At 64.7% G+C, this 20766-nt stretch carries 18 protein-coding genes; 15 read left to right on the forward strand and 3 right to left on the reverse strand.

What is annotated here, in order from left to right:
• The first annotated feature begins 6 nt into the window (after positions 1-6).
• The 11 genes from QJT78_RS00360 (at position 7) to QJT78_RS00410 (ending at position 11177) form a co-directional block, all read left to right on the forward strand.
• Positions 7-1401 carry an MmgE/PrpD family protein gene (locus QJT78_RS00360; protein ID WP_038941749.1) on the forward strand — a complete coding sequence of 465 codons (1395 nt, stop codon included), beginning with the start codon at positions 7-9 and terminating at the stop codon, positions 1399-1401.
• Between the two features lie 112 nt (positions 1402-1513).
• Positions 1514-2449 (forward strand): branched-chain amino acid ABC transporter permease, encoded by a 936-nt coding sequence (locus QJT78_RS00365; RefSeq protein WP_028147199.1) that lies wholly within the window; start codon positions 1514-1516, stop codon positions 2447-2449.
• 2 nt (positions 2450-2451) lie between these two features.
• Positions 2452-4224, forward strand: coding sequence for a branched-chain amino acid ABC transporter ATP-binding protein/permease (locus tag QJT78_RS00370; RefSeq protein ID WP_028147198.1), 1773 nt, complete (start codon positions 2452-2454; stop codon positions 4222-4224).
• The gene (locus tag QJT78_RS00375; protein WP_028147197.1) at positions 4211-4918 is read left to right on the forward strand and encodes an ABC transporter ATP-binding protein; all 708 of its coding nucleotides are present in this window, start codon (positions 4211-4213) and stop codon (positions 4916-4918) included. Before QJT78_RS00370 ends, QJT78_RS00375 begins: the two co-directional genes overlap by 14 nt.
• A 32-nt stretch (positions 4919-4950) precedes the next feature.
• Entirely contained in the window at positions 4951-6201 is a 1251-nt protein-coding gene (locus QJT78_RS00380) for an ABC transporter substrate-binding protein (protein WP_028147196.1), read from the forward strand.
• A gap of 34 nt (positions 6202-6235) precedes the next feature.
• The gene (locus QJT78_RS00385) at positions 6236-7471 is read left to right on the forward strand and encodes an ABC transporter substrate-binding protein (protein WP_028147195.1); all 1236 of its coding nucleotides are present in this window, start codon (positions 6236-6238) and stop codon (positions 7469-7471) included.
• Between the two features lie 41 nt (positions 7472-7512).
• Positions 7513-7893, forward strand: coding sequence for a carboxymuconolactone decarboxylase family protein (locus QJT78_RS00390; RefSeq protein ID WP_028147194.1), 381 nt, complete (start codon positions 7513-7515; stop codon positions 7891-7893).
• Between the two features lie 15 nt (positions 7894-7908).
• On the forward strand, positions 7909-8679 hold the full coding sequence (locus tag QJT78_RS00395; RefSeq protein WP_028147193.1) for an SDR family oxidoreductase: 771 nt from the start codon (positions 7909-7911) through the stop codon (positions 8677-8679).
• Positions 8680-8725: 46 nt separating this feature from the next.
• Positions 8726-9439, forward strand: a complete 714-nt coding sequence (locus QJT78_RS00400; RefSeq protein WP_240537454.1) for an SDR family oxidoreductase — start codon at positions 8726-8728, stop codon at positions 9437-9439.
• 23 nt (positions 9440-9462) lie between these two features.
• Positions 9463-10176 (forward strand): GntR family transcriptional regulator, encoded by a 714-nt coding sequence (locus tag QJT78_RS00405; RefSeq protein ID WP_014496470.1) that lies wholly within the window; start codon positions 9463-9465, stop codon positions 10174-10176.
• A 26-nt stretch (positions 10177-10202) separates the two neighbouring features.
• The gene (locus tag QJT78_RS00410) at positions 10203-11177 is read left to right on the forward strand and encodes a tripartite tricarboxylate transporter substrate-binding protein (protein WP_038941751.1); all 975 of its coding nucleotides are present in this window, start codon (positions 10203-10205) and stop codon (positions 11175-11177) included.
• A gap of 12 nt (positions 11178-11189) precedes the next feature.
• Here the strand turns inward: QJT78_RS00410 and QJT78_RS00415 are convergent, their stop codons facing one another.
• Positions 11190-14294, reverse strand: a complete 3105-nt coding sequence (locus tag QJT78_RS00415) for a DEAD/DEAH box helicase (protein ID WP_028147190.1) — start codon at positions 14292-14294, stop codon at positions 11190-11192.
• Positions 14295-14651: 357 nt separating this feature from the next.
• A complete protein-coding gene (locus QJT78_RS00420) occupies positions 14652-14912 on the reverse strand; it encodes a hypothetical protein (RefSeq protein WP_049807374.1) in 261 nt (86 codons plus the stop codon).
• 121 nt (positions 14913-15033) lie between these two features.
• Between QJT78_RS00420 and QJT78_RS00425 the strand changes: the two genes are divergently transcribed.
• Positions 15034-15765, forward strand: a complete 732-nt coding sequence (locus tag QJT78_RS00425) for a DUF3750 domain-containing protein (RefSeq protein WP_028147187.1) — start codon at positions 15034-15036, stop codon at positions 15763-15765.
• A 306-nt stretch (positions 15766-16071) separates the two neighbouring features.
• Here QJT78_RS00425 and QJT78_RS00430 read toward each other — a convergent pair whose 3' ends face one another.
• Positions 16072-17127 (reverse strand): LacI family DNA-binding transcriptional regulator, encoded by a 1056-nt coding sequence (locus tag QJT78_RS00430; RefSeq protein WP_028147186.1) that lies wholly within the window; start codon positions 17125-17127, stop codon positions 16072-16074.
• A 136-nt stretch (positions 17128-17263) separates the two neighbouring features.
• Here QJT78_RS00430 and QJT78_RS00435 point away from each other — a divergent pair, with 136 nt between their 5' ends.
• From QJT78_RS00435 to QJT78_RS00445, 3 genes are read left to right on the forward strand one after another with little or no spacing between them, the layout of a single operon-like run.
• Positions 17264-18280: a TRAP transporter substrate-binding protein gene (locus QJT78_RS00435; RefSeq protein ID WP_028147185.1), complete on the forward strand. Its 1017-nt coding sequence runs from the start codon at positions 17264-17266 to the stop codon at positions 18278-18280.
• 26 nt (positions 18281-18306) lie between these two features.
• Positions 18307-20196 (forward strand): TRAP transporter large permease subunit, encoded by a 1890-nt coding sequence (locus tag QJT78_RS00440; RefSeq protein ID WP_085965384.1) that lies wholly within the window; start codon positions 18307-18309, stop codon positions 20194-20196.
• Between the two features lie 19 nt (positions 20197-20215).
• The gene (locus tag QJT78_RS00445; protein ID WP_014496479.1) at positions 20216-20755 is read left to right on the forward strand and encodes a VOC family protein; all 540 of its coding nucleotides are present in this window, start codon (positions 20216-20218) and stop codon (positions 20753-20755) included.
• Positions 20756-20766: the final 11 nt, after the last annotated feature.

Consider the following 20766-nt stretch of genomic DNA (forward strand, 5'->3'; position numbering starts at 1 on the left):
ATTGCGATGACGATCGGCCCGACCGGATCAGGTAAAGTTTCGCCCGCGCGCCAGATGGCGCGGAGCGTGCTTGCGCTTGATCTTGGAGATTTCGGGCCGGAGGTCATCGTCAAGGCAAAGCTCTGCCTGCTGGACTTCTTGTCCTGCGCCTTCGAGGCGGGCCAGCATCCCTGGAGCCGTCAGGCGGTTGCGATCGCGCAGGCCGGCGGCGACGCAACGATCATCGGCACCTCGCAAACCTCATCAGCGGCCGACGCCGCCTTTGCCAATGCGGTGATGGGGCACGGCCTCGTCCGCGAGGACATGCATGCGGCCAGCATCGCGCACCACGGCGTCGTGATCTGGCCGACGCTGCTCGCGCTGTCGGAGCAGACGCCGCTGCACGGAGCCAGACTGCTCTCGGCCGCCATCATCGGCTATGAGACCGGCGCCCGGATCGGCCGCGCGCTACTGACGTCCGACCTCGCACGCCTCTATCGCCCGACGGGGCTGGTCGCACCTCCGGGCGCGGCGCTCGCGGGAAGCTTTGCGCTCGGCCTGTCCGAGGACCAGGCAACCAGCGCCATCGCGATCGCGGCCAATACATCCAGCGGGCTGAACGAGTGGCCGCATGCCGGCGGCTCCGACATGTATTTTCATCCGGGCTTTGCGGCCAGCAACGCGATCAAGGCGATCGGTCTTGCCGCGGCCGGCGCGTTCGGCTCGGAAACCATACTGGAGGGCGAAGCCGGTCTGTTCGCCGCCTATCGCCGCCAGGCCGCGCCCGACAGCATCACGCTCTTCCCGGATGGCGAGAGCGAGATCATGGCCGTCTACAACAAGCCGGTCCCGGCCTGCAATTTCGCGCAGACCGCGGCCCAAGCAGCGCTTCGCGTCTCGCACGAGCTCGCCAGCACTGAGGAGATCGACCGCGTCATCATTCGCGCACCCGATGCCGCCGTTCGCTATCCCGGCTGCGACTCCATGGGGCCCTATCGCAACGCGCTTCAGGCTAAGATGAGCATTCCCTTCAGCGTCGCTGCGACGCTGGTGCGGGGCGAGATCGAGGAAGAGAACTACTCCGAACTCGATGATGCCGACATCATCCGCCTGGTCGCGGTCACCGATCTCAGGGCAGATCCCGGCTTCACCGCCGCCTTCCCCGGCAAGCAGGGCGCGGAGGTGACCGTGCATCTCCGCAGCGGCAGGACGATCCGGCACGCTTTGCCCGACGTCATCGCCGCAACGCCTTCAGATATTCGTGCGCGCTTCCGCGCCGCCGCAACCAGCGTCCTCGGCGAGGACCGCGCACACCGGCTCGAGCAACTCATCGACGGCTGCGAGCAGCTCGGCAATGCCGGCGACATCGCAGCGCTGTGTCGTCTGGATGCGCAGGAACGAGTTTTGCGATCGGCATCATAAGAAATGCCAAACAATACGGGGGAAACATGGTCGACCGGGAGACCAGCCTAGCAGCGCCGACGGCGCACAATCGCCAGTCAGCCGGCGCTCGCGCCGCGCGGAGGCGAGGCTGATGGAAGGCTTCTTTCAAGCGCTCGCTGCGGGCCTTTTGATCGGCGCCGTCTACGGCCTGATGTGCGTCGGGCTCGGCCTGATCTTCGGCGTCATGCGCGTCATCAACTTCGCCCATGGCGATTTCATGATGCTCGGCATGTATGCCGCCTTCTATCTCTTCACCGCCGCCGGCATCCAGGCGCTTTTCGGCAACACGGTGGGGCCGTTCGTCGCCATCCTGCTGGCTGGCCCCGTGCTCGCCGTGTTCGGCTATTTCGTCCATCTGGCCCTGATCTCGCGCGTCTCGGGCACGCGCACCGCCTCGCTGGAAGGCGAAGGCCATTACGCCCAGCTCATCCTCACGCTCGGCATCGCGCTGATCCTGCAGAACGGCGGCCTGATCGTGTTCGGATCGGTGCTGGCCTCGATCCGTACGCCGCTGTCGAGCTCGGCCTGGGAGTTCGTCCCCTTCTTCGACATCAGCATCTTCCTCAACAAGGCGCGCAGCATCGACGCGATCGTTTCGCTGGCGATCATGATTCTGCTTTCGCTGCTGATCACGCGGACCCGGATCGGCAAGTCGCTGCGTGCCGCCGCCGACAATCCGACCGCAGCGACCTATATGGGCATCGACGTCGACCGCGCGCATCGCACCGCCTTCGCGCTCGGCTGCGGCATCACCGCGATTGCCGGCGGCCTGCTCGCGACCAACTATCCGTTCCACCCCTTCGTCGGCCTCGAATACGTGATCGTCATGTATGCCGGCGTCGTGCTCGGCGGCATGGGCAGCATCATCGGCGCCTTCTGGGGCGGCATGACGATCGGTCTCGTGCAGCAGATGTCCACGCTGATCCTGCCGACGCAATTGCAGAATGCCGCGATCTTCGCCGTCTTCCTCCTCATCATCTTCTTCCGTCCGCAAGGTTTCTTCGGGCGCATGGTCGAGAGGACGTGACCATGCTCCGGATGCGTTCACTGCTGCCTCCCCTGCTCTTCACGCTCGCTTACGCCGGGATCTCACTCGGCGTCACCAACTCCTACTACCAGCTCATCCTGACGCTGGTGCCGGTGTGGGCGGTGTTCGGCCTGTCCTGGAACCTGCTCAGCGGCTACACCGGGCTGATCTCGTTCGGCCACGCCGCCTTCTTCGGCATCGGCGCCTATGCGACCGCGCTCGGGCAGATCTATTTTGACATCTCCCCCTGGCTGCTGATCCCGGTCGCCGCCATGCTCGGCGGCATCGCCGGGCTGCTGATCGGATTTCCGACCTTCCGCCTACAGGGCCACTACTTTGCACTCGCGATGCTCGCCTACCCGCTCGCCATTCTCTACGTGTTCGAGTGGCTCGGCTTCCAGGAGGTCACGCTTCCGATCAAGCGCGACGCGCCGATCGCCTATATGCAGTTCTCCGATCCCCACATCTACACGCTGCTGGGGCTTGCGATCATGCTTGCCACCATCGTGCTGACGCAGGTGATCGAGCGATCGCGCTTCGGCATGGCGCTGCTCGCGATCAAGCAGAACGAGGCTGCGGCAGAAGCCGCCGGAATCAACACGCTGGCCTGGAAGCTGCGCGCGATCACGCTGAGCGGCGCAATCGCCGCGGCTATCGGCGGGTTCTATGTGCAGGTGCTGCTGGTCGTGACCCCGCAATCGGTGTTCGGCATGCTGGTATCGGCGCAGGCGCTCACGGTCGCGATGTTCGGCGGCGTCGGCACGGTCTGGGGGCCGGTCATCGGCTCCGTGATCCTGATCCCACTCGCCGAGATCCTGCACGCCGAGGCCGGTGCACGCATCCCCGGCATTCAGGGCGTCATCTTCGGCCTTGCTATCGTCTGCGTCATCTTGCTCGCGCCGGAAGGCCTGTTCTGGAAACTGCGCGATCTCCTGCGCAAGCGAAATGCATCCAAGGCCACGGCGAGCGTGACTCCGGAAACGGCCGTCGCCAACGTCACGGCGCTGAAGCCCGCCGCGCGGCAGCGTGCGGCCACCGGCGAGGTGATGCTCGAGGTTCGCAACCTCTCGCGTTCCTTTGGCGGACTCAAAGCCGTTCAGGACGTCAGCTTCAAGCTGCACAAGAACGAGATCCTCGGCATCATCGGCCCGAACGGCGCCGGCAAGACCACGCTGTTCAACCTCCTCAACGGTTTCCTGAAGCCGAGCCAGGGCGAGGTGCTGATCGACGGCCGCAACATGTCCGGCCAGCGGCCGCACGTGATCTGCGAGGCCGGCATCGGACGCACCTTCCAGGTGATGCGGCCATTCCTGCGCATGTCGATCCTCGACAATGTCGTGGTGGGAGCCTATGTGCGCGCCCGGTCCGATGCGGAGGCACGCAAGCTTGCCGCCGACGCGGTCGCTCGCGTCGGGCTCTCCGCCGTAGCCAACCGTGTCGCCGGCGAACTCTCGACCAAGGAGCTGCGGCTGATGGAGCTCGCCCGCGCGATCGCCGGCCAGCCCCGCATCCTGCTGCTCGATGAGACGCTCGCGGGCCTCGGCCACGGCGAAGCGGACGAGGTCGTCGCCGTGATCCAGCAGCTCGCACGCGACGGCATGACCATCGCCATCATCGAGCACACCATGCAGGCGATGGTCCGCCTGGTCGACAGATTCCTCGTGCTCGACCACGGCGCCGTCATCACCGAGGGCCTGCCGGAAGTGGTGACGCGCGACAACCGCGTGATCGAGGCCTATCTCGGCAAGAAGTGGGTGGGCCATGCTGCGAATTGAGGGATTGAGCGCGGGCTATTCGGCCAAACCCGTCCTGAACGACGTGTCGATCAATGTCGGCGCGGGCCAGTTCGTCGCGATCGTCGGGCCTAACGGCGCCGGCAAGACGACGCTGTTCAAGACGATCTCCGGCATCGTGAAGCCGAGCGGCGGGGGAATTACGTTCGACGGCGTCGACCTCCTTGCCGTGCCGCCGCCGCAGCGCGCCCATCTCGGCATCGCCCATGTCCCCGAGGGCCGCCAGGTGTTCCCGTCGCTGACGGTGATGGAGAACCTCGAAATGGGCGCGATGACCGAAAGCGGCCGGCGCGACTGGCAAACCAACATCGAGCGCATCTTCGAATGGCTGCCGGTGCTGAAGGAGCGCCGCAACCAGTTCGCCGGCACGATGTCCGGCGGCCAGCAGCAGATGCTCGCGATCGGCCGGGGCCTCGCCTCCTCGCCGAAGCTGCTGATGCTGGACGAGCCCTCGATGGGTCTCGCGCCGTCGACGGCGGACTTCATCTTCGAGCGGCTGATCGATATCCGGCGTCAATCCGGGCTAACCATGCTGCTGGTCGAGCAGCGCGTGGCGGAGGCGCTGGAATCCGCCGACCACGGCTATGTCCTGGAGGCGGGACACGTCGTGCTCGAAGGCAACAACGACACGCTGCGCGCCGATGATCGCGTGCGCAAAGCCTACCTCGGCATGTGACGAACAAAAAACAAAGAGCAGGGAGACAACAAATGAACAAGACATCGAAGGGCAGGATATCAAAAGGACTGACGCGCCGGACCGTGCTGTCGGGCGCCGCAGCCGTCGGCCTCGCTGGCGTGGCACGTGCGCAGGCGCCGGCCGAGGTCAAGGTCGGACTAATCGTCCCTCTGTCGGGTATCTACACCCGCCCCGGCCAGGTGATGAAAATGGGCGCCGAGATGGGCATCGAGCACATCAACGCGCAAGGAGGCATCAAGGCGCTCGGCGGCGCCAAGCTGAAGCTGGTGGTGATCGACTGCGGCGACACCACCGAGAAGGCCAAGAACGCGGCGCAGCGCATGGTGGCGCAGGAGCCCGATCTCGTCGCCGCCACCGGCTCTTATCTCTCGTCCTTCACCCTCGCCGTCACCGAGGTGACCGAGCGCGCCGAACTTCCGGTGTTGACGCTGTCCTATTCGGACCTGCTGACCGACCGCGGCTTCAAATACATCTTCCAGACCGCCGCGACCGCGAGCCGCCAGTCCGAGCTCGGCCTGCCGACGCTGATGAAGCTCGCCGAGAACGCGTCGGGCAAGAAGCCGAAGACCGTGGCGATGCTGATGGACAACACCGCGACATCCGTCGCCACCGCCAAGGCACTCAAGGAAAAGCTGCTCGCACAGGAAGGCCTCCAGCTCGTTGTCGAGGAAGTCTGGACACCGCCGCTGTCGGATGCCACCCCGCTGATCCAGAAGGTCCGCTCGGCCAAGCCCGATTTGCTCCTGTTCATGCCGAATGCAGTGTCGGACGCCAAGCTCGGGCTGGAGAAGATCAGTGAGTTCGGTCTCGGCCAGGGCAAGATCCCGACGGTGTCCTTCAGCATCACCATCGCCGAGCCCGACATGCTGCAGAGCGTGAGCCCGGAAACCGTGCAGGGCATCATGACCATCGTCGCCAACTGGGGCTCGAAGGGTCACGAGGCCCTGATCGCCGAGCTCAAGGCCAAATACAAGGAACCCTGGATGACGCAGAACGTCATCTCGACCTACGGCGACATGTGGCTGATGAAGGAAGCGCTGGAGAAGGCCGGCAAGGCCGACCGCAATTCGGTCGCACAGGCGTTCCGCATCATGGATGCCGGCCCGTCGAAATACTATCCGGGCGGCCAGCTCAAATTCGACGAGAAGGGCCGCCGCCTCGGCGCCGGCGTCGTCATCGTCCAATGGCAATCGGGCGTGCCTGTCACCGTCTATCCGCCCGAACTCGCGCAGGCGCAGCCGTTCTGGCCGAAGAAATCATAAAGCGTCGCGAGATTTTTCAGGGAGGAGAATTGTCATGACTGCAAAGAGCAAAATCACGATCTCGCGGCGAACATTGCTTGCCGGTGCCTCCGGCACGCTGATCGCATCCCGCGCCTGGGCACAGCAACCTTCCGAGGTGAAGGTCGGCCTGCTGGTTCCGATCTCCGGCCTCTACGCGCGACCGGGAACGGTGATGCGTGAGGGCGCCGAGATGGCGGTCGACCACATCAACGCGCAAGGCGGCATCAAGGCGCTCGGCGGCGCCAAGCTGAAGCTGGTCGTGCTCGATTCCGGCGACACCACGGAAAAGGCCAAGAACGCCGCCCAGCGCATGGTCGCGCAGGAGACCGATCTGGTCGCGGCCAGCGGCGCATACCTGTCCTCGTTCACCCTCGCGGTGACCGAAGTCACCGAGCGCGCCAACCTGCCCGTCCTCACCCTCTCCTATTCCGACCTGATCACCGACCGCGGCTTCAAATACGTGTTCCAGACCGCGGCCACCGCAGGTTCGCAGGCACGGCAGGCGTTGCCCCAGATCATCAAGCTGGCGGAGACGGCCTCAGGCAAGCGGCCGAAGACGGTCGCGATCCTGACCGACAACACGGGGGCCTCGATCGCCTCCGCAAAGGCGATGCGCGAGGGCCTGCTGGCGGACAACCAGTTGCAGTTGATCGTCGACGAGACGTTCACGCCGCCGCTGGCTGATGCGACGTCGCTGGTGCAGAAAATCCGTTCGGCGAAACCCGATCTGCTGTTCTTCCTGCCGACGGTGATCTCGGACGCGAAGCTGCTGCTCGAGAAAATGAACGAGTTCGGCCTCGGCCAGGGCAAGATTCCGACCATCTCGTTCGGCATCGCGATCGCCGAGCCCGACATGCTGCAAACCGTCAGCCCCGAACTGCTCCAGGGCGTGCTGACCTGCGTCGCAAGCTGGGGCGCCAAGGGCCACGAGGCGCTGATCGCGGAATTGAAGACCCGCTACAAGGAGCCGTGGATGACGCAGAACGCGATCTCCACCTATGGCGACATGTGGGTGATCAAGGACGCGCTCGAGAAGGCCGGCAAGGCCGACCGCGTCGCCGTCGGCGAGGCGCTGCGCACCATGGATGCCGGCCCCTCGAAATACTATCCGCTGGGCGAGATCAAGTTCGACGAGAAGGGCCGCCGCGTCGGCGCCGGCATGACCATCGTGCAGTGGCAGTCCGGCGTGCCGGTGACGGTGTTCCCGCCCCAGCTCGCGCTGGCGCAGCCGTTCTGGCCCAAAAACTGACCTGAGAACTGACAACGCCCGAACGAGAAACGGAGAACAACATGGACAAGGCGACTTACGAACGCGGCCTCGAAATCCGCAAGAGCGTGCTCGGCAACGAGTTCGTCGACAAGGCGATCGCATCCGCGGACGAGTTCAACCGTCCGATGCAGGACCTCACCACGGAGTATTGCTGGGGTTATGTCTGGGGCCGCGACGGCCTGACGCGCAAGACGCGCAGCTTCCTCAATCTGGCGATGCTCTGTGCGCTCAACCGCCCGCACGAGCTGAAGACGCATGTCCGGGGCGCGCTCGCCAACGGCGCCACCAAGGAGGAGATCCGCGAGGTGTTCATGCAGGTCGCGATCTATTGCGGCGTGCCGGCCGGCGTGGATGCGTTCCGGAACGCGAAGGAAGTCTTCGCCGAGCTCGACAAGAAATAGCGGAGCGTGACGACGATGAAGGGCAAATGGGCACTCGTGACCGGCGCGACCGCAGGCCTTGGCCTCGCCGTCGCCGAAGGCCTTGCCGGCGCGGGCGCCAATATCGCCCTTCATGATCTCGTGGCGCCGAAGCAGGCCGCGGATGACCTCCGCGCCCGCTTCGGCGTCGAGGTCGTCTCGGCCGGCGCCGATCTCGCCCAGCGCGAGGCGATTGAGGCCATGATGGCAGATCTGCTCGCCCGCGGCGGTGCCATCGATATCCTCGTCAACAACGCCGTGGTCAGGCATTTCTCCGCGATCGAGCAGTTTCCGCCCGATCGCTGGGAGCAGGCGCTGGCCGTCAACCTGTCGGCGCCGTTCCATTTGATCCGCCTGGCGCTGCCGGCGATGAAGCAGCGTGGCTGGGGGCGGATCATCAACATGGGCTCGATCTATTCGAGCCGCGCGGTCGAGGACCGCATCGACTACGTCACCACCAAGACTGCGATCTTGGGCATGACCCGCGCGGTGGCGATCGAGACGGCGCGGAGCGGCATCACCTGCAACACGCTCTGCCCGGGCACGCTCCCAACGCCCGCGATCCTGAACAAGATCGCAACGATCGCGTCGAACAGCGGCCGTCCGGTCGACGACGTGACCAAGGAATATCTCGGCGAGCGCCAGCCGACGCAGCGTTTCGTCGAAATGAATGCGGTCGCCGCCATGGTCGTCTTTCTCTGTGGGCCCGCGGCAAACGATATCACCGGCGCCAGCCTGCCGATCGACGGCGGCTGGTCGGTCGCATGAAAGCATTAGGAGTGTTGCGATGACTGAACAATCGGGCCAGAGCGTCGTGCTGACGGGCGCCGCCGGCGGCATGGGACGCGCCATCACTAAGGCCTTGCTGGAAAGCGGCCGCCGCGTCGTGCTGGTCGATCGCGACGCCAAGGCGCTTGAGGAACTCGCGTCCACGGCGGGCAACGCGGTGTTTCCGATCCAGCTCGACATTAGCGATGGGCAGGCCGTGGATCGCCTGCCGGATGCCATTCCCGCGCAGTTCAAACCGGTCGAGGTCCTCATCAACAACGCCGGGCACGATATCGGCGGGCGGACGCGGTTCGATGCCGGCTCCGCCGACGACTGGTCCAACATCATCCAGACCAATCTGATCGGCCTGATGCGCGTCACCCGCGCGATCCTGCCCGGCATGGTCCAGCGCAACAACGGCCACGTCGTCAACATCAGCTCCATCAACGCCGTCCGCATCGTCCCCGATATGGCCGCCTACAGCACCAGCAAGGCGGGCGTGCACATGTTCACCGAGACGCTGCGCGGCGAGCTGGCGGAAACGGCGATCCGGGTCACCGAACTCCAGCCGGGCCTGACCCGGACCAACATCATCCTGACCCGCTACCGCGGCGACAGGCAGAAGGAAAAGGACTATTTCGACCAGTTCAGGATGGCGCTCGAGCCTGCCGATATTGCCCGTTCGATCGTCTTCGCCCTGGACCAGCCCGCGCACGTTCAAATTGCCGAAATGATGATTCTGCCTGTAAACCGGTACTGACTTTTCCCAACCAGGGTCCGGACATGGAAAGACGTAGCGAATTGCAGTCGACACTCCGCATCGAGGACGTCCCGACCGTCCGGGCGATGGTCGCGCAAAAGCTGCGCGAGGCGATCATGTCCGGAACACTCAAACCGGGCCAGCGCCTGGTCGAGCGCGAGCTCTGCGAGATGATGGGCGTCAGCCGGCCCTCGATCCGTGAAGCGCTGCGGGCCCTCGAAGCCGACGGCCTCGTCAACATCGTCCCGCACCGCGGCCCCGTGGTCTCCACGATCAGCCTCGAAGAAGCCCGGCAGCTCTACGCGGCGCGCGCGGTGCTCGAAGGTTTCGCCGGCCGCGAATGCGCCAGGCTCCACGATCCGGAAGTGGCTCGACGGATCGGGGAAGCCCTGGCACGGCTGAAGGCGGCCGCAGCCAAGCAGGACCTCGTCGGGAGCCTCGAAGCCAAGACCGACTTCTACGCCGCGCTGATCGGCGGCTGCCGCAACGCCTTCATCGAGCGCATGCTCAAGCCGCTGCACGACCGGATCCAACTGTTGCGGATCACGTCGATGTCGCAGCCGAAACGGATCAACAAGAGCCTGCGCGAGGTCACCGCGATCTGGCGCGCGATCCAGAACGGCGATCCGGATCTCGCCGAGCGCTGCTGCGTCGATCACATCAATGCGGCTGCGGTGGCCGCGCTCGACATGATTGAACGAAACGCCGCCAAGGAGGCGACGCCCTCCGACGACTAGAAAAACAAGAATTCAGGGAGTGTTCGATGTTGTCTCTGGTACGATCGCTGATCCTGTGTCTCCTGCTCTTGCCCTGTGGCGCGGCAATCGCAGACGACTACCCCACCCGCCCGGTCACGATGATCGTGCCGTTCTCCGCCGGCGGCCCCGGCGACGTCATCGCGCGAATTCTCGGCAACGCCATGAGCGCGACGCTGAAGCAGTCCATCGTCATCGAGAATGTCGTCGGTGCCGGCGGCACACTCGGCACCAACCGCGTCGCCAAGGCCGCGCCTGATGGCTACACGCTGCTCCTGATGCATGTCGGCCAGGCCACTGCGCCCGCGCTTTACGCAAAACTGCCGTTCGATCCCGTCGGCGACTTCGCCATGATCGGGCTCGTCACGGACGTACCGATGATCCTGGTGGCCCGGCCGAATTTCCCGGCCAAGGATCTCGGGGAGATGATCGCGCGCATCCGCAGCGAGGGCGACAAGATGACTTTCGGCAATGTCGGCCTCGGCTCAGCCTCGCAGCTCTGCGGCCTGATGTTCATGAGCACCACCGATACGAAGCTCTCGCAAATCTACTACAAGGGCGGCGGGCCCGCGCTGAACGACGTCATCGCCGGCCATATCGACGTCTATTGCGATCCCGCGACGGGACCGACGCCCTATATCCAGTCGAATACGATCAAGGGCTACGCGATCACGAGCAAGACGCGCGTCGCGACACTGCCCGGCGTGCCGACCTCGGCCGAGGCCGGCGTTCCCGAATTCGATGTGACGACCTGGTATGGCCTTTACGCGCCGCGCGGCACGCCGAAGCCCGTGATCGACCAGCTCGTCGGTGCTCTCCAGACGGCGCTCAAAGACCCTGCTTTGATCAGCCGCTTTGCTGAGCTCAGCATGGCTCCGGTTGAGGCCGAGCGCGCGACGCCGGCTGCGCTCGAAGCCTTCCTGAAGGCGGAAATCGCCAAATGGGGGCGGATCATCAAGGCAGCCGGAATCGAGCCGCAGTAGGTCCCGCCTGCTTCACTCGTCCAGAAGCTCCAGGAACTCCTCGATCCGGCCGAACGGGTCCGCGTGCCCGCGGGCGGCGCAGACGACGCGATCGCCGTCGCGCTGGAGCGATCGCGCTCTGGATTTCCGCAGCCTCCCGGGGAGGAAAGTCGCGGCGACGGCCTCGGGTCCGACATCGAGCCTGACGATGCCACGCCGCTTGCAATCGATCCGGAGCCTGGCGGCCGCAAAGAAATCGCGCGCCTCCGGCGGCAGCCTGCCGAAACGGCGCGAGGTCTCCTCCTCCAGGTCTTCCAGATCGTCGTCGCTCCGGCATCTGGCGGCGCGACCATAGATCTCGAGCCGCATTGCTTCCGACTGCACATAACCTTCAGGCAACATGTCGCCGACAGGCAGATTGAGATCCGGCACCCACAGAAAGGCGCCCGAGTCGTTCACTCTTTCCGAGGCGAGCTTCAAGAGATGACTGTAGAGCACCGGCCCGAACACCTGCACGTGCCCGGACTGCTGTTCGGAAAACAGATCGCCGGCGCCCCTGAGGTCCAGGTCGCGCTCGCTGATGGCAAAGCCGGCGCCGGGCTTGCTGAACTCCTCGAGGACGGCCAAACGCTTCTCGGACTGTTCCGAGGTCGACTCCGTCAGCAGATAGGCGAAGGCGCGCGTTCCGCCGCGTCCCACCCGCCCCCTGAGCTGATGGAGCTGTGCGAGGCCGAACTTTTCGGGCCAGCACACCACGATGGTATTCGCGCGCGGGATATCGAGACCGCTTTCCACGATGTTGGTCGCCAGGAGGACGTCCGCCTCGCCATCGACGAAACTCATCATGCGGTCGTCGAGGTCGTCGACGGGCATCTTGCCATGAAGGCAGACAATGCGGAGGTCGGGCGCCAGTGATTGCACGCGCGCCAGCATCGGCTCCAGATCCTGGATGCGCGGGCAGATTAGAAAACTCTGTCCATGCCGCCGCCGCTCGCGAAGCAATGCTCCGGCAATGGCCGCATCCGAAAGCGGAGCGATCTTGGTCACGATCGGAAGCCGATGAACCGGCGGCGTTGCGATCACGCTGAGATCCCGGAAGCCCGCAAGACCAGCAGCGAGCGTGCGCGGGATGGGCGTCGCGCTCATCCAGAGCGTATGGGCATTCTTTGCCAACCCAGAAAGCTTCGCCTTCTCCGCCGCTCCGAAGTGCTGCTCTTCGTCGATGATGACGAGGCCAAGATCGGCGAACTTCACATCCTTTGCAGAGAGCGCCTGCGTGCCGACAACGACTTTCAGCCTGCCGCTTCGCAGGCCCTCCTTGATCCCCCGCGTCTCCGGGCCGGAGGTCGCTCGCGACAGGCTTCCGACGTCGATACCGAGAGGGCCGAAGCGCTTGCGGAAGGTTTCGACATGCTGCCGCGCCAGGACCGTAGTCGGCACCGCGATCGCCACCTGTTTCCCGGACAGCGCCACGGCGGCTGCCGCGCGCAACGCGACCTCGGTCTTCCCAAACCCGACGTCGCCGCACACCACCCTGTCCATGGGATGACCTGCCGCGAGATCATCGAGCACGTCCTGAATGGCCTTCGCCTGATCGACGGTCGGGAAATACGGAAAACGCGCAACGAACCTTTCATAGAGCGGCCCGGGCGCGACCAGTTTCGGCGCGCGGCGGCGGTGCCGCTGGCTGATGTGCTTTGCGAGCGCCTTGGCGGCGACCTGAATCTCCGCCTCGGCCTCGGTCCGCCGCGCCCACCATGTGCTCCCGTCCGCCTTGTCCCGCGCCAGCTTGCCGGGCTCGGCGGCATACGGCCAGATCAAGGCAAGATCGGCCGGCGGCACGAGAACGGCGTTGTCTCCAGCGAACGCAAGCCTGACCATCTCGCGCCGCGATCCCGTCCCCATGGCGAGGGTCTGCAAGCCGTCGAGCAGAGCAAGTCCGCGCTGCAAATGGACCACCGCCGCGCCGCGCTCCGGAACGTCGGGATGGTCGAACGCGGCCGTCCAGGCCCGCGCCATCGGCTGCGGATGATGGGCTCTGCTGCCGAGCACGTCGGACGCGGTGACGATGACGAGAGGCTTGCGGCCGGCCCCGACGAAGCCGGCATCGAAATCGGCCAGGAACGCCGTTTCGCGATCCCGTCCCTCCGTCGCCTCGCTCCAATCGGCGCAGCGCTCCGCCTTGATGCCGCTCATCCGCTCCATCGCGCGAAGGTCATCCTCGACGGCTGCGACGAACAGCACACGCGACCCGGCGCGTTGCATATCGTCAATAAATGCGCGGAGGATCTTTCTTGGCGAAGAGGCCTTCGAGAAATCGGGCGTCGGCGTGAAGGCCGATTTTTGCGGAAGCACGCTGATGCGCTTCTTCATCCGCTTCCAATCCGCCCGTCCGAGATACTCGCGCTCCGCATCCCTGCGGCCAGCGGCCTCCTCGATGGTGCCCAGCCAGATATCGGCATGGCCTGGTACGCCGGCATCCACGATCCACCGCGCGCGAGCGCAATAATCCGGCAGCGTCGCCCGCTGTCCGCGCTTGCCTCCGAGCGCAATCTGTTCGGACATCGGATCGATCAGCAACTCCCTGGTCTCGTAGACGACCTCATGCTCGACCGGATCGACGGCAACGATCTTACGGATAACGCCGTCGGAATGTTCGATCCTGAAAGGACCAAGTCCGCCCGCGGGAAACACCTCGAACGTCTTGCCGTGGAACAGGACGCCGCCCGGATATTCCGCCTCTTCGTCGAGATCGTAGCCGAGCGCTTCCAGACGGCGTTCCAGCTCGGCTTCCGAATAGGCCGCGCCCACTTTCAGGCTGAGGCTGGTCTTTGACCAGCTCGCCGGCAGTGGCAGCCGCTCCATGATGGCCTCTGCGGTCGATACGAGGAAGACCGGCTTCCTTGCCTTGGCAAGGCGCCGCAACACCGAGCTCCGCCTGCCCGCGATCTCGCGCGACGGCTCCAGACCATCGAATGGCAGATTGTTCAGCCGCGGGAACACCAGCACGTCGACCGAAGGGTCGAGCGCGTGGATCACGCCGCCCAGCCGCTCCGCCCTGTTCTCATTGTCGCAGAGGAAGACGAGGCCGTCGCGGCCGGACTTCTCCCATTGGTCGCGCAGATGCAGCGCCAGCATGCCGAGCGGCGATGTGGACGAGACCGCAGAACGCGACGAGCCCTTGCTCTCTGTGCTCTTCGAACCCTTGCTCTTTGAACCCTTGCTCTTCGAGCTCTTGGTCTTCGGGCTGTCGCCTTTCGAGCTTTTGGCCTTGGTCTTTTTCGCGCCGGTCGCGGCCCGGGCTTTTTTGGTGGACGCCAATGTGTATCCAACTTTGTTTCAGAAATAGAGTCGCGCGCCGACGAGCCCTGCCGTAGAGCTCGGTCGACAACGCGGACTGGGCCTAAGCGCCCAAGCACGTCATTACAATTTCACGATTGCGTTGGAAAGCACGGATGCAAGCTCGGACGACCGGCTTGCACGCCAAAATAAGGCCTATTGCAGGACCTTCGGCAGCACCACGACCACGTCGACGCTCTGCCCGAGGATTTGCGTCGCGACCACGGCGAGGTGATGCGAGAATTCGTCTTCGATCTCGGACGCGCAGTCCTCGTCCCTCGCGATGGCGAACAGCAGATTGCCGTCGACCTCGTCGAATCGGATACCGGCAAAAAGACGATCAAACACCTCGGCGCCAGCGATGGATGCGATTCGCGCCTGGATGGCCTGATCTTCGACGAGTGACAGCTTCATCATAGCGGGAACATGGGGGCGCACCTCCCAAATGCAAGAGCGGAAGCGTGCTGGCGCAGCCCGCCGGGCGAACTATATTAGTCGTGCCGTCCCGCCTGACCACCGTCCGCCCTTGAGGAAACTCTTGATTCTCTTCCTGCTGCTGGTCTTCGTGCCGATAGGACTGTCGGCCGGACGCTATTATCTGTTCGGCGATGGCAGGACCAATTGGCAGACGGCGGATCGCTCGAGCGCCGGCTTGCTGCCGCCGGCATCCGCCAATCCGGACGCGCTGATCCGGGTCTTTGCCGCGCGCACGGTGCGGTGGCGCAGCATTTTCGCCGTCCACAGCTGGATCGTCGTCAAGGAGAAAGGTGCCAGCACCTACAGCCGATACGACTACACGGCGTGGGGCGACCCGATCCGGAGCAACGGATTTGCACCCGACGGCCGCTGGTTCGGCGCCATGCCCGAAACCGTCGTGGCGGTCGACGGCGCGCGGGCCGAAGCGCTGATCCCAAAGATCCGCCACGTCGTCGAGACCTACAAGTTCCGCGCCTACGGCGATTACAGCGCCTGGCCCGGACCGAATTCCAACACCTTCGTACAGGCGGCGCTGGACGCCGTTCCCGAGCTTCGTGCCGTCCTTCCACCCACCGCGGTCGGCAAGGACTATCCGTACAGCGGACGCTGGGCCGGCATCACCCCTTCCCGCACCGGCGCCTACGCCTCGCTGTCGGGTTACCTCGGCATGACGGTCGGCTGGGTCGAAGGGTTCGAGATCAATTTCTTCGGCGCGGTGCTGGGCATCGACATCCGGCGGCCGGCGCTCAAGCTCCCCGGCATCGGCCGCCTGGGCGTCGCCGCCAGCCTGTAGAGCGCCTGCCGGCGCCTCGCCAAACAAAAAACTGAAAAACAACCCATGCACAGTAGAACCGCCCCTGGCCGGTTGGTCGCGGTGGCGCGGCTTAAGTCGAGATGAGGCTTGGGTGAATTGCGTTGCGCGCGCAGAACGAGAGGCATCTCTCCTGCAACGCAGGTTGAGCTGCTCGACGAGACCGATTTCTTCAGACGCCGGTCATTTGACTCGTCGGGCAAAACACTGGCAAAATTGCATCGTGGCAATCAGGCCAAGGATGCGCTCGACCAGGCCGACCATGGGTCCAGCAAGCCTCCTTGAATCCTAGCCCCCAAGCGCCGGAATATTTTCGCGAAAGATGATCTCGCTGCGCGGCGCCTCGATGCCGTGCATGGCGCTGCGGCCGGCGCGCAGATTGTCGAAGATGCCGACACAGCTCATCATCGTGTTGAGCTGATTTTGAGTGATGACGGCATCCATCGTCCCATCGAGCAGAAAGCTGCGCGTATCCGAGGTCAGACCATGGCCAATGAAGACCACGTCGCGCGCCCGGTTCATTTCCTTCAGGGCGCGCGCGACACCATCGGCGGCACCGCCGATGTTGTAGATTCCGGCAAGGTCCGGATGCTGGCCCAGCAGCATGCGCGTCTGGCGATAGTTGCGGTCGGCGTCATCGTGGCCTTCGCGCAGGCCCACGACCTTGATCGCCGGGAACAGTTCTTCGAAGACGTGAAGAAAGCCCATTTCGCGTTCTTCGTGCGCGCGGTAGCTGCGGCTGCCCGCGATCATCGCGACCTTGGCTGGACGCTCGCCCAGAAAGCGCGCGATCAGATAGCCGGCGGTGCGTCCGATCGAGCGATTGTCCAGTCCGATATAGGCCGCGCGGCGCGCATTCAGGATATCCGAGATCAGCGTCACCGTCGGCACGCCGTGCTCCGCTAATCGGTCGACGGCTTCCCGCACGACGGGATGCTCGAGCGCCATGAAAGCGATGCCGTCGGCCTTGTCGCGGGCCCGCCAGAGCTGGCGTGCCAGCAGGTCGGGATTGAAGCTCTTGATGGTGTCGACCTGACAATGGACGTTGAAGGGCGCGAGCCGGCCGTCGGAATGCGCGATCAGCTGTCCGAGCGTGGACAGGAAGCGGTTGGTGCCGGCCGGCAGCAGGAACAGCAGCCGCATCGGCTTGGGCCGCATCGCCGCGAGGAGGTTCTCGGCCGGCATGTAGTCGAGCTCGGACGCAGCAGTGAGCACCCGCTGCTGCGTAATCGCCCGCACACCGGGCCGGCGATTGAGCACGCGGTCAACCGTCGCCGTGGAGACGCCGGCCCGGCGCGCCACGTCAACAATGCGGCTCAGCGAAGGAGCCACCGGTTTATTCATTCCGAGGCCCAACCGTCAAATACATCAAAAACCATCATCTTTATCGTTTGACATGCTAGCTCTAAGTCGCAATTTTCGCATCAACATTGTCGCAGAAACATCAAATAACATCAAATCGCTGTTGGAGGAGAAGCCCATGTCCCTGACCCGTCGGCGCGCCCTGCAAGCCCTGTCCGCCCTCCCCGCCGCGGGCCTGATCGGCGGTCTCTCGCGCCCGGCCCGGGCGGCCGAGTTCTCGCTGAAGTACGGCAACAACCTGCCGCTGACGCACCCCCTCAACATCCGCGCCCAGGAAGCCGCCGACCGCGTCGCCAAGGAGAGCAATGGCCGGGTCGAGATCGTGATCTTCCCGAACAACCAGCTCGGCGGCGACACCGACATGCTCGCCCAGGTGCGCAGCGGCGCGCTGAACTTCTTCACGCCCTCCGCGCTCGTGGTCGCGACCCTGGTGCCGATCGCCGCGATCAATGCGGTCGGCTTTGCCTTTGCCGATTACGATCAGGTCTGGAAAGCGATGGACGGCGGGCTTGGCGCGCATATCCGCGCCGCCATGGCCAAGGTCGGCCTCCATACCTTCGAGAAGATGTGGGACAACGGCTTCCGCCAGATCACCAGCGGCGCCAAGCCGATCGAGAGCGCCAAGGACATGGACGGCCTCAAGATCCGCGTGCCCGTGTCTCCGCTCAGCATCTCCATGTTCAAGGCGCTGTCGTCCTCGCCGACCAGCCTGCAATTCAGCGAGGTCTATTCGTCGCTGCAGACACGCATTGTCGACGCGCAGGAAAACCCACTGCCGATCATCCAGGTGGCGAAGCTCTACGAGGTGCAGAAGTACTGCGCGATCAGCAACCACATCTGGGACGGCTTCTGGTTCATCGCCAACGCCCGCGCCTTCAACGCCCTTCCCGCCGATCTCAGGACCATCGTCAGCAACGCCATCAACGATGCCGGCTTGAAGCAGCGCGAGGACATCAAGACGTTCAATGCGACCGTGCAGGCCGATCTCCAGCGCAATGGAATGAAATTCACCACGCCCTCACCGGACTCGTTCCGCGCAAAATTGCGCGACTCCGGCTTCTACGGCGAATGGAAGAGCCGCTTCGGCGACGAAGCCTGGACGCTGCTCGAAGGCGCCGTCGGCAAGCTGGCCTGAGCGCGATGACGATCGCAGAGCATCAGATGACGGACTATCTGGCGGCGGCCGCGCACCCTGCTTCCGCTGCGGGCACGCGCAAGCTTGCGAGCGCCTTGGGCGCCGTCGACCGCTGGCTCGGTGCGGTGGTCGAGACCGCCGCGGCGGCTGTCGTGCTGGTCGAGATCGGCATCATGCTCGCCGGCGTCATCATGCGATACGTCTTCCACAGCCCGCTGATCTGGTCGGACGAACTGGCCTCGATCCTGTTTCTCTGGCTCTCGATGCTGGGCGCGGTGATCGCGCTGCGCCGGGGCGAGCACATGCGCATGACAGGGCTCGTCAGCCATGTCGGCCCGGGCGCGCGCGCCTTTCTCGACACGATCGCGGCGGTGGCGCCGCTAGCCCTGCTGGCGCTGATCCTGCATCCCGCCTTCGATTATGCGAGCGAGGAACAGGTCATCGTCACCCCGGCGCTGGAGATCAGCAATGCCTGGCGCGCAGCCGCAATTCCCGTCGGGATGACCCTGATGGCCGTCGTCGCCGCGATCCGGCTCGCAACGCATCACCGCCCCGCGTTGATCGTCGCAGCCCTCATCACCACCGCCGTCCTGATCGCCGCATTCTGGCTTGCCGGACCGCTGCTCGCCCCGCTCGGACGCTACAACCTCATCATTTTCTTCGTCGGCGTGGTCGCGGCCAACGTGTTCGCCGGCGTGCCGATCGCCTTCTCCTTTGCGCTCGCGACCTTCGGCTATCTGGCGCTGACAACCAGCGTCCCGATGATGGTGATGGTCGGCCGTCTCGATGAAGGCATGTCGCACCTGATCCTGCTCGCGGTGCCGCTGTTCATTTTCCTCGGCGCGCTGATCGAGATGACCGGCATGGCGCGGGCCATGATCCAGTTCCTGGCAAGCCTGCTCGGACATGTCAGGGGCGGACTGTCCTACGTGCTGATCGGGGCCATGTATCTGGTCTCCGGCATCTCCGGCTCGAAGATCGCCGACATGGCCGCGATCGCACCGGTGCTGCTGCCGGAAATGCAGCGGCGCGGCGCCAAGCCCGGCGATCTCGTCGCGCTGCTGTCGGCCACCGGCGCGCAGACCGAGACCATTCCGCCGAGCATCGTGCTGATCACCATCGGCTCGGTGACCGGTGTCTCGATCGCGGCGCTGTTCACGGGCGGGCTGCTGCCGGCCCTGGTCGTGGGCACGGCGCTCTGCGTGGTGGTGTGGCGGCGCTACCGGAACGAGGACCTGAGCCATGTGCGGCGTGCCTCGAAGCGCGAGATCGCAAAGCTCACAATGATCGCTCTGCCCGCCATCCTGCTGCCCTTCGTGATCCGCACTGCCGTGGTCGAAGGTGTTGCCACTGCCACGGAGGTCTCGACCATAGGCATCGCCTACGCTGTGCTGACGGGCCTTGTGGTCTACCGCCAGTTTCCCTGGCGGCGGCTGAAATCCATGCTGGTCGAGACGGCCTCGCTGACGGGCGCGATCATCTTCATCATCGGCTGCGCCACGGCGATGGCCTGGGGACTGACGCAATCCGGCTTCTCGCAACAGCTGGCGAAGGCGATGGCTGCGATCCCCGGCGGCGCCTACGGCTTCCTCGCGATCTCGATTGTGGCCTTCGTCGTGCTCGGCAGCGTGCTCGAAGGCATTCCGGCCATCGTGCTGTTCGGTCCATTGCTGTTTCCGATTGCCAAGCAGGCCGGCGTGCACGAAGTGCACTATGCGATGGTCGTGATCCTCGCGATGGGCATCGGCCTGTTCGCGCCGCCGTTCGGCGTCGGCTATTACGGCGCCTGCGCGATCAGCAAGATATCGCCGGACGAAGGCCTCAAGCACATCTGGGGCTATGTCGCGGCACTCTTCATCGGCCTCGCCATCGTCGCGGCCGTGCCGTGGCTGTCGATCGGCTTCCTCAAATTCTGAAGATCATGGGAATCATGCAATGAGCCGTTTTTTTGGTGAGATCCGGCAAGCCGGCTACGTCGTTGACGACATCGAGAAGGCCATGGATTATTGGAGCCGCGAGCTCGGCATCGGGCCGTGGTTCTATAATCCGCGGGTTCCAATCGTGAACTATCACTATCGCGGCAAGGCCTATGAGCCGCACAATTCGGTGGCGCTGGCCAATTCCGGTCCGCTGCAGATGGAGCTGATCCAGATCCGCAACGATGCGCCGTCGATGTATGCCGACTTCCTGAAAGCCGGACATAAGGGTCTGCAGCACGTCGCCTACTGGACCGAAGACTACGACGCCGATCTCTCCCGTCTCGAAGCCGAGGGTTTCAAGCCGGTCATGAGCGGCGAAGTCGGCGCGCGCGGTCGCTTCGTCTATTTCGACACGGAGTATCATCCGGGAACGGTGATCGAACTGTCTGAGGTCTCGGGACCCAAGGGCAAGATGTTCGACCTCATCCGCGCAGCGGCCAAAGGCTGGGACGGGCGCGACCCCGTGCGGCCGTTCCCCGATCTTACCAAGCTCTAGATTGTCTGCGC

Origin of the sequence: Bradyrhizobium sp. Mp27, from assembly GCF_029953005.1 — a bacterium.
In the GTDB taxonomy this organism is placed as follows: Bacteria; Pseudomonadota; Alphaproteobacteria; order Rhizobiales; family Xanthobacteraceae; genus Bradyrhizobium; species Bradyrhizobium barranii.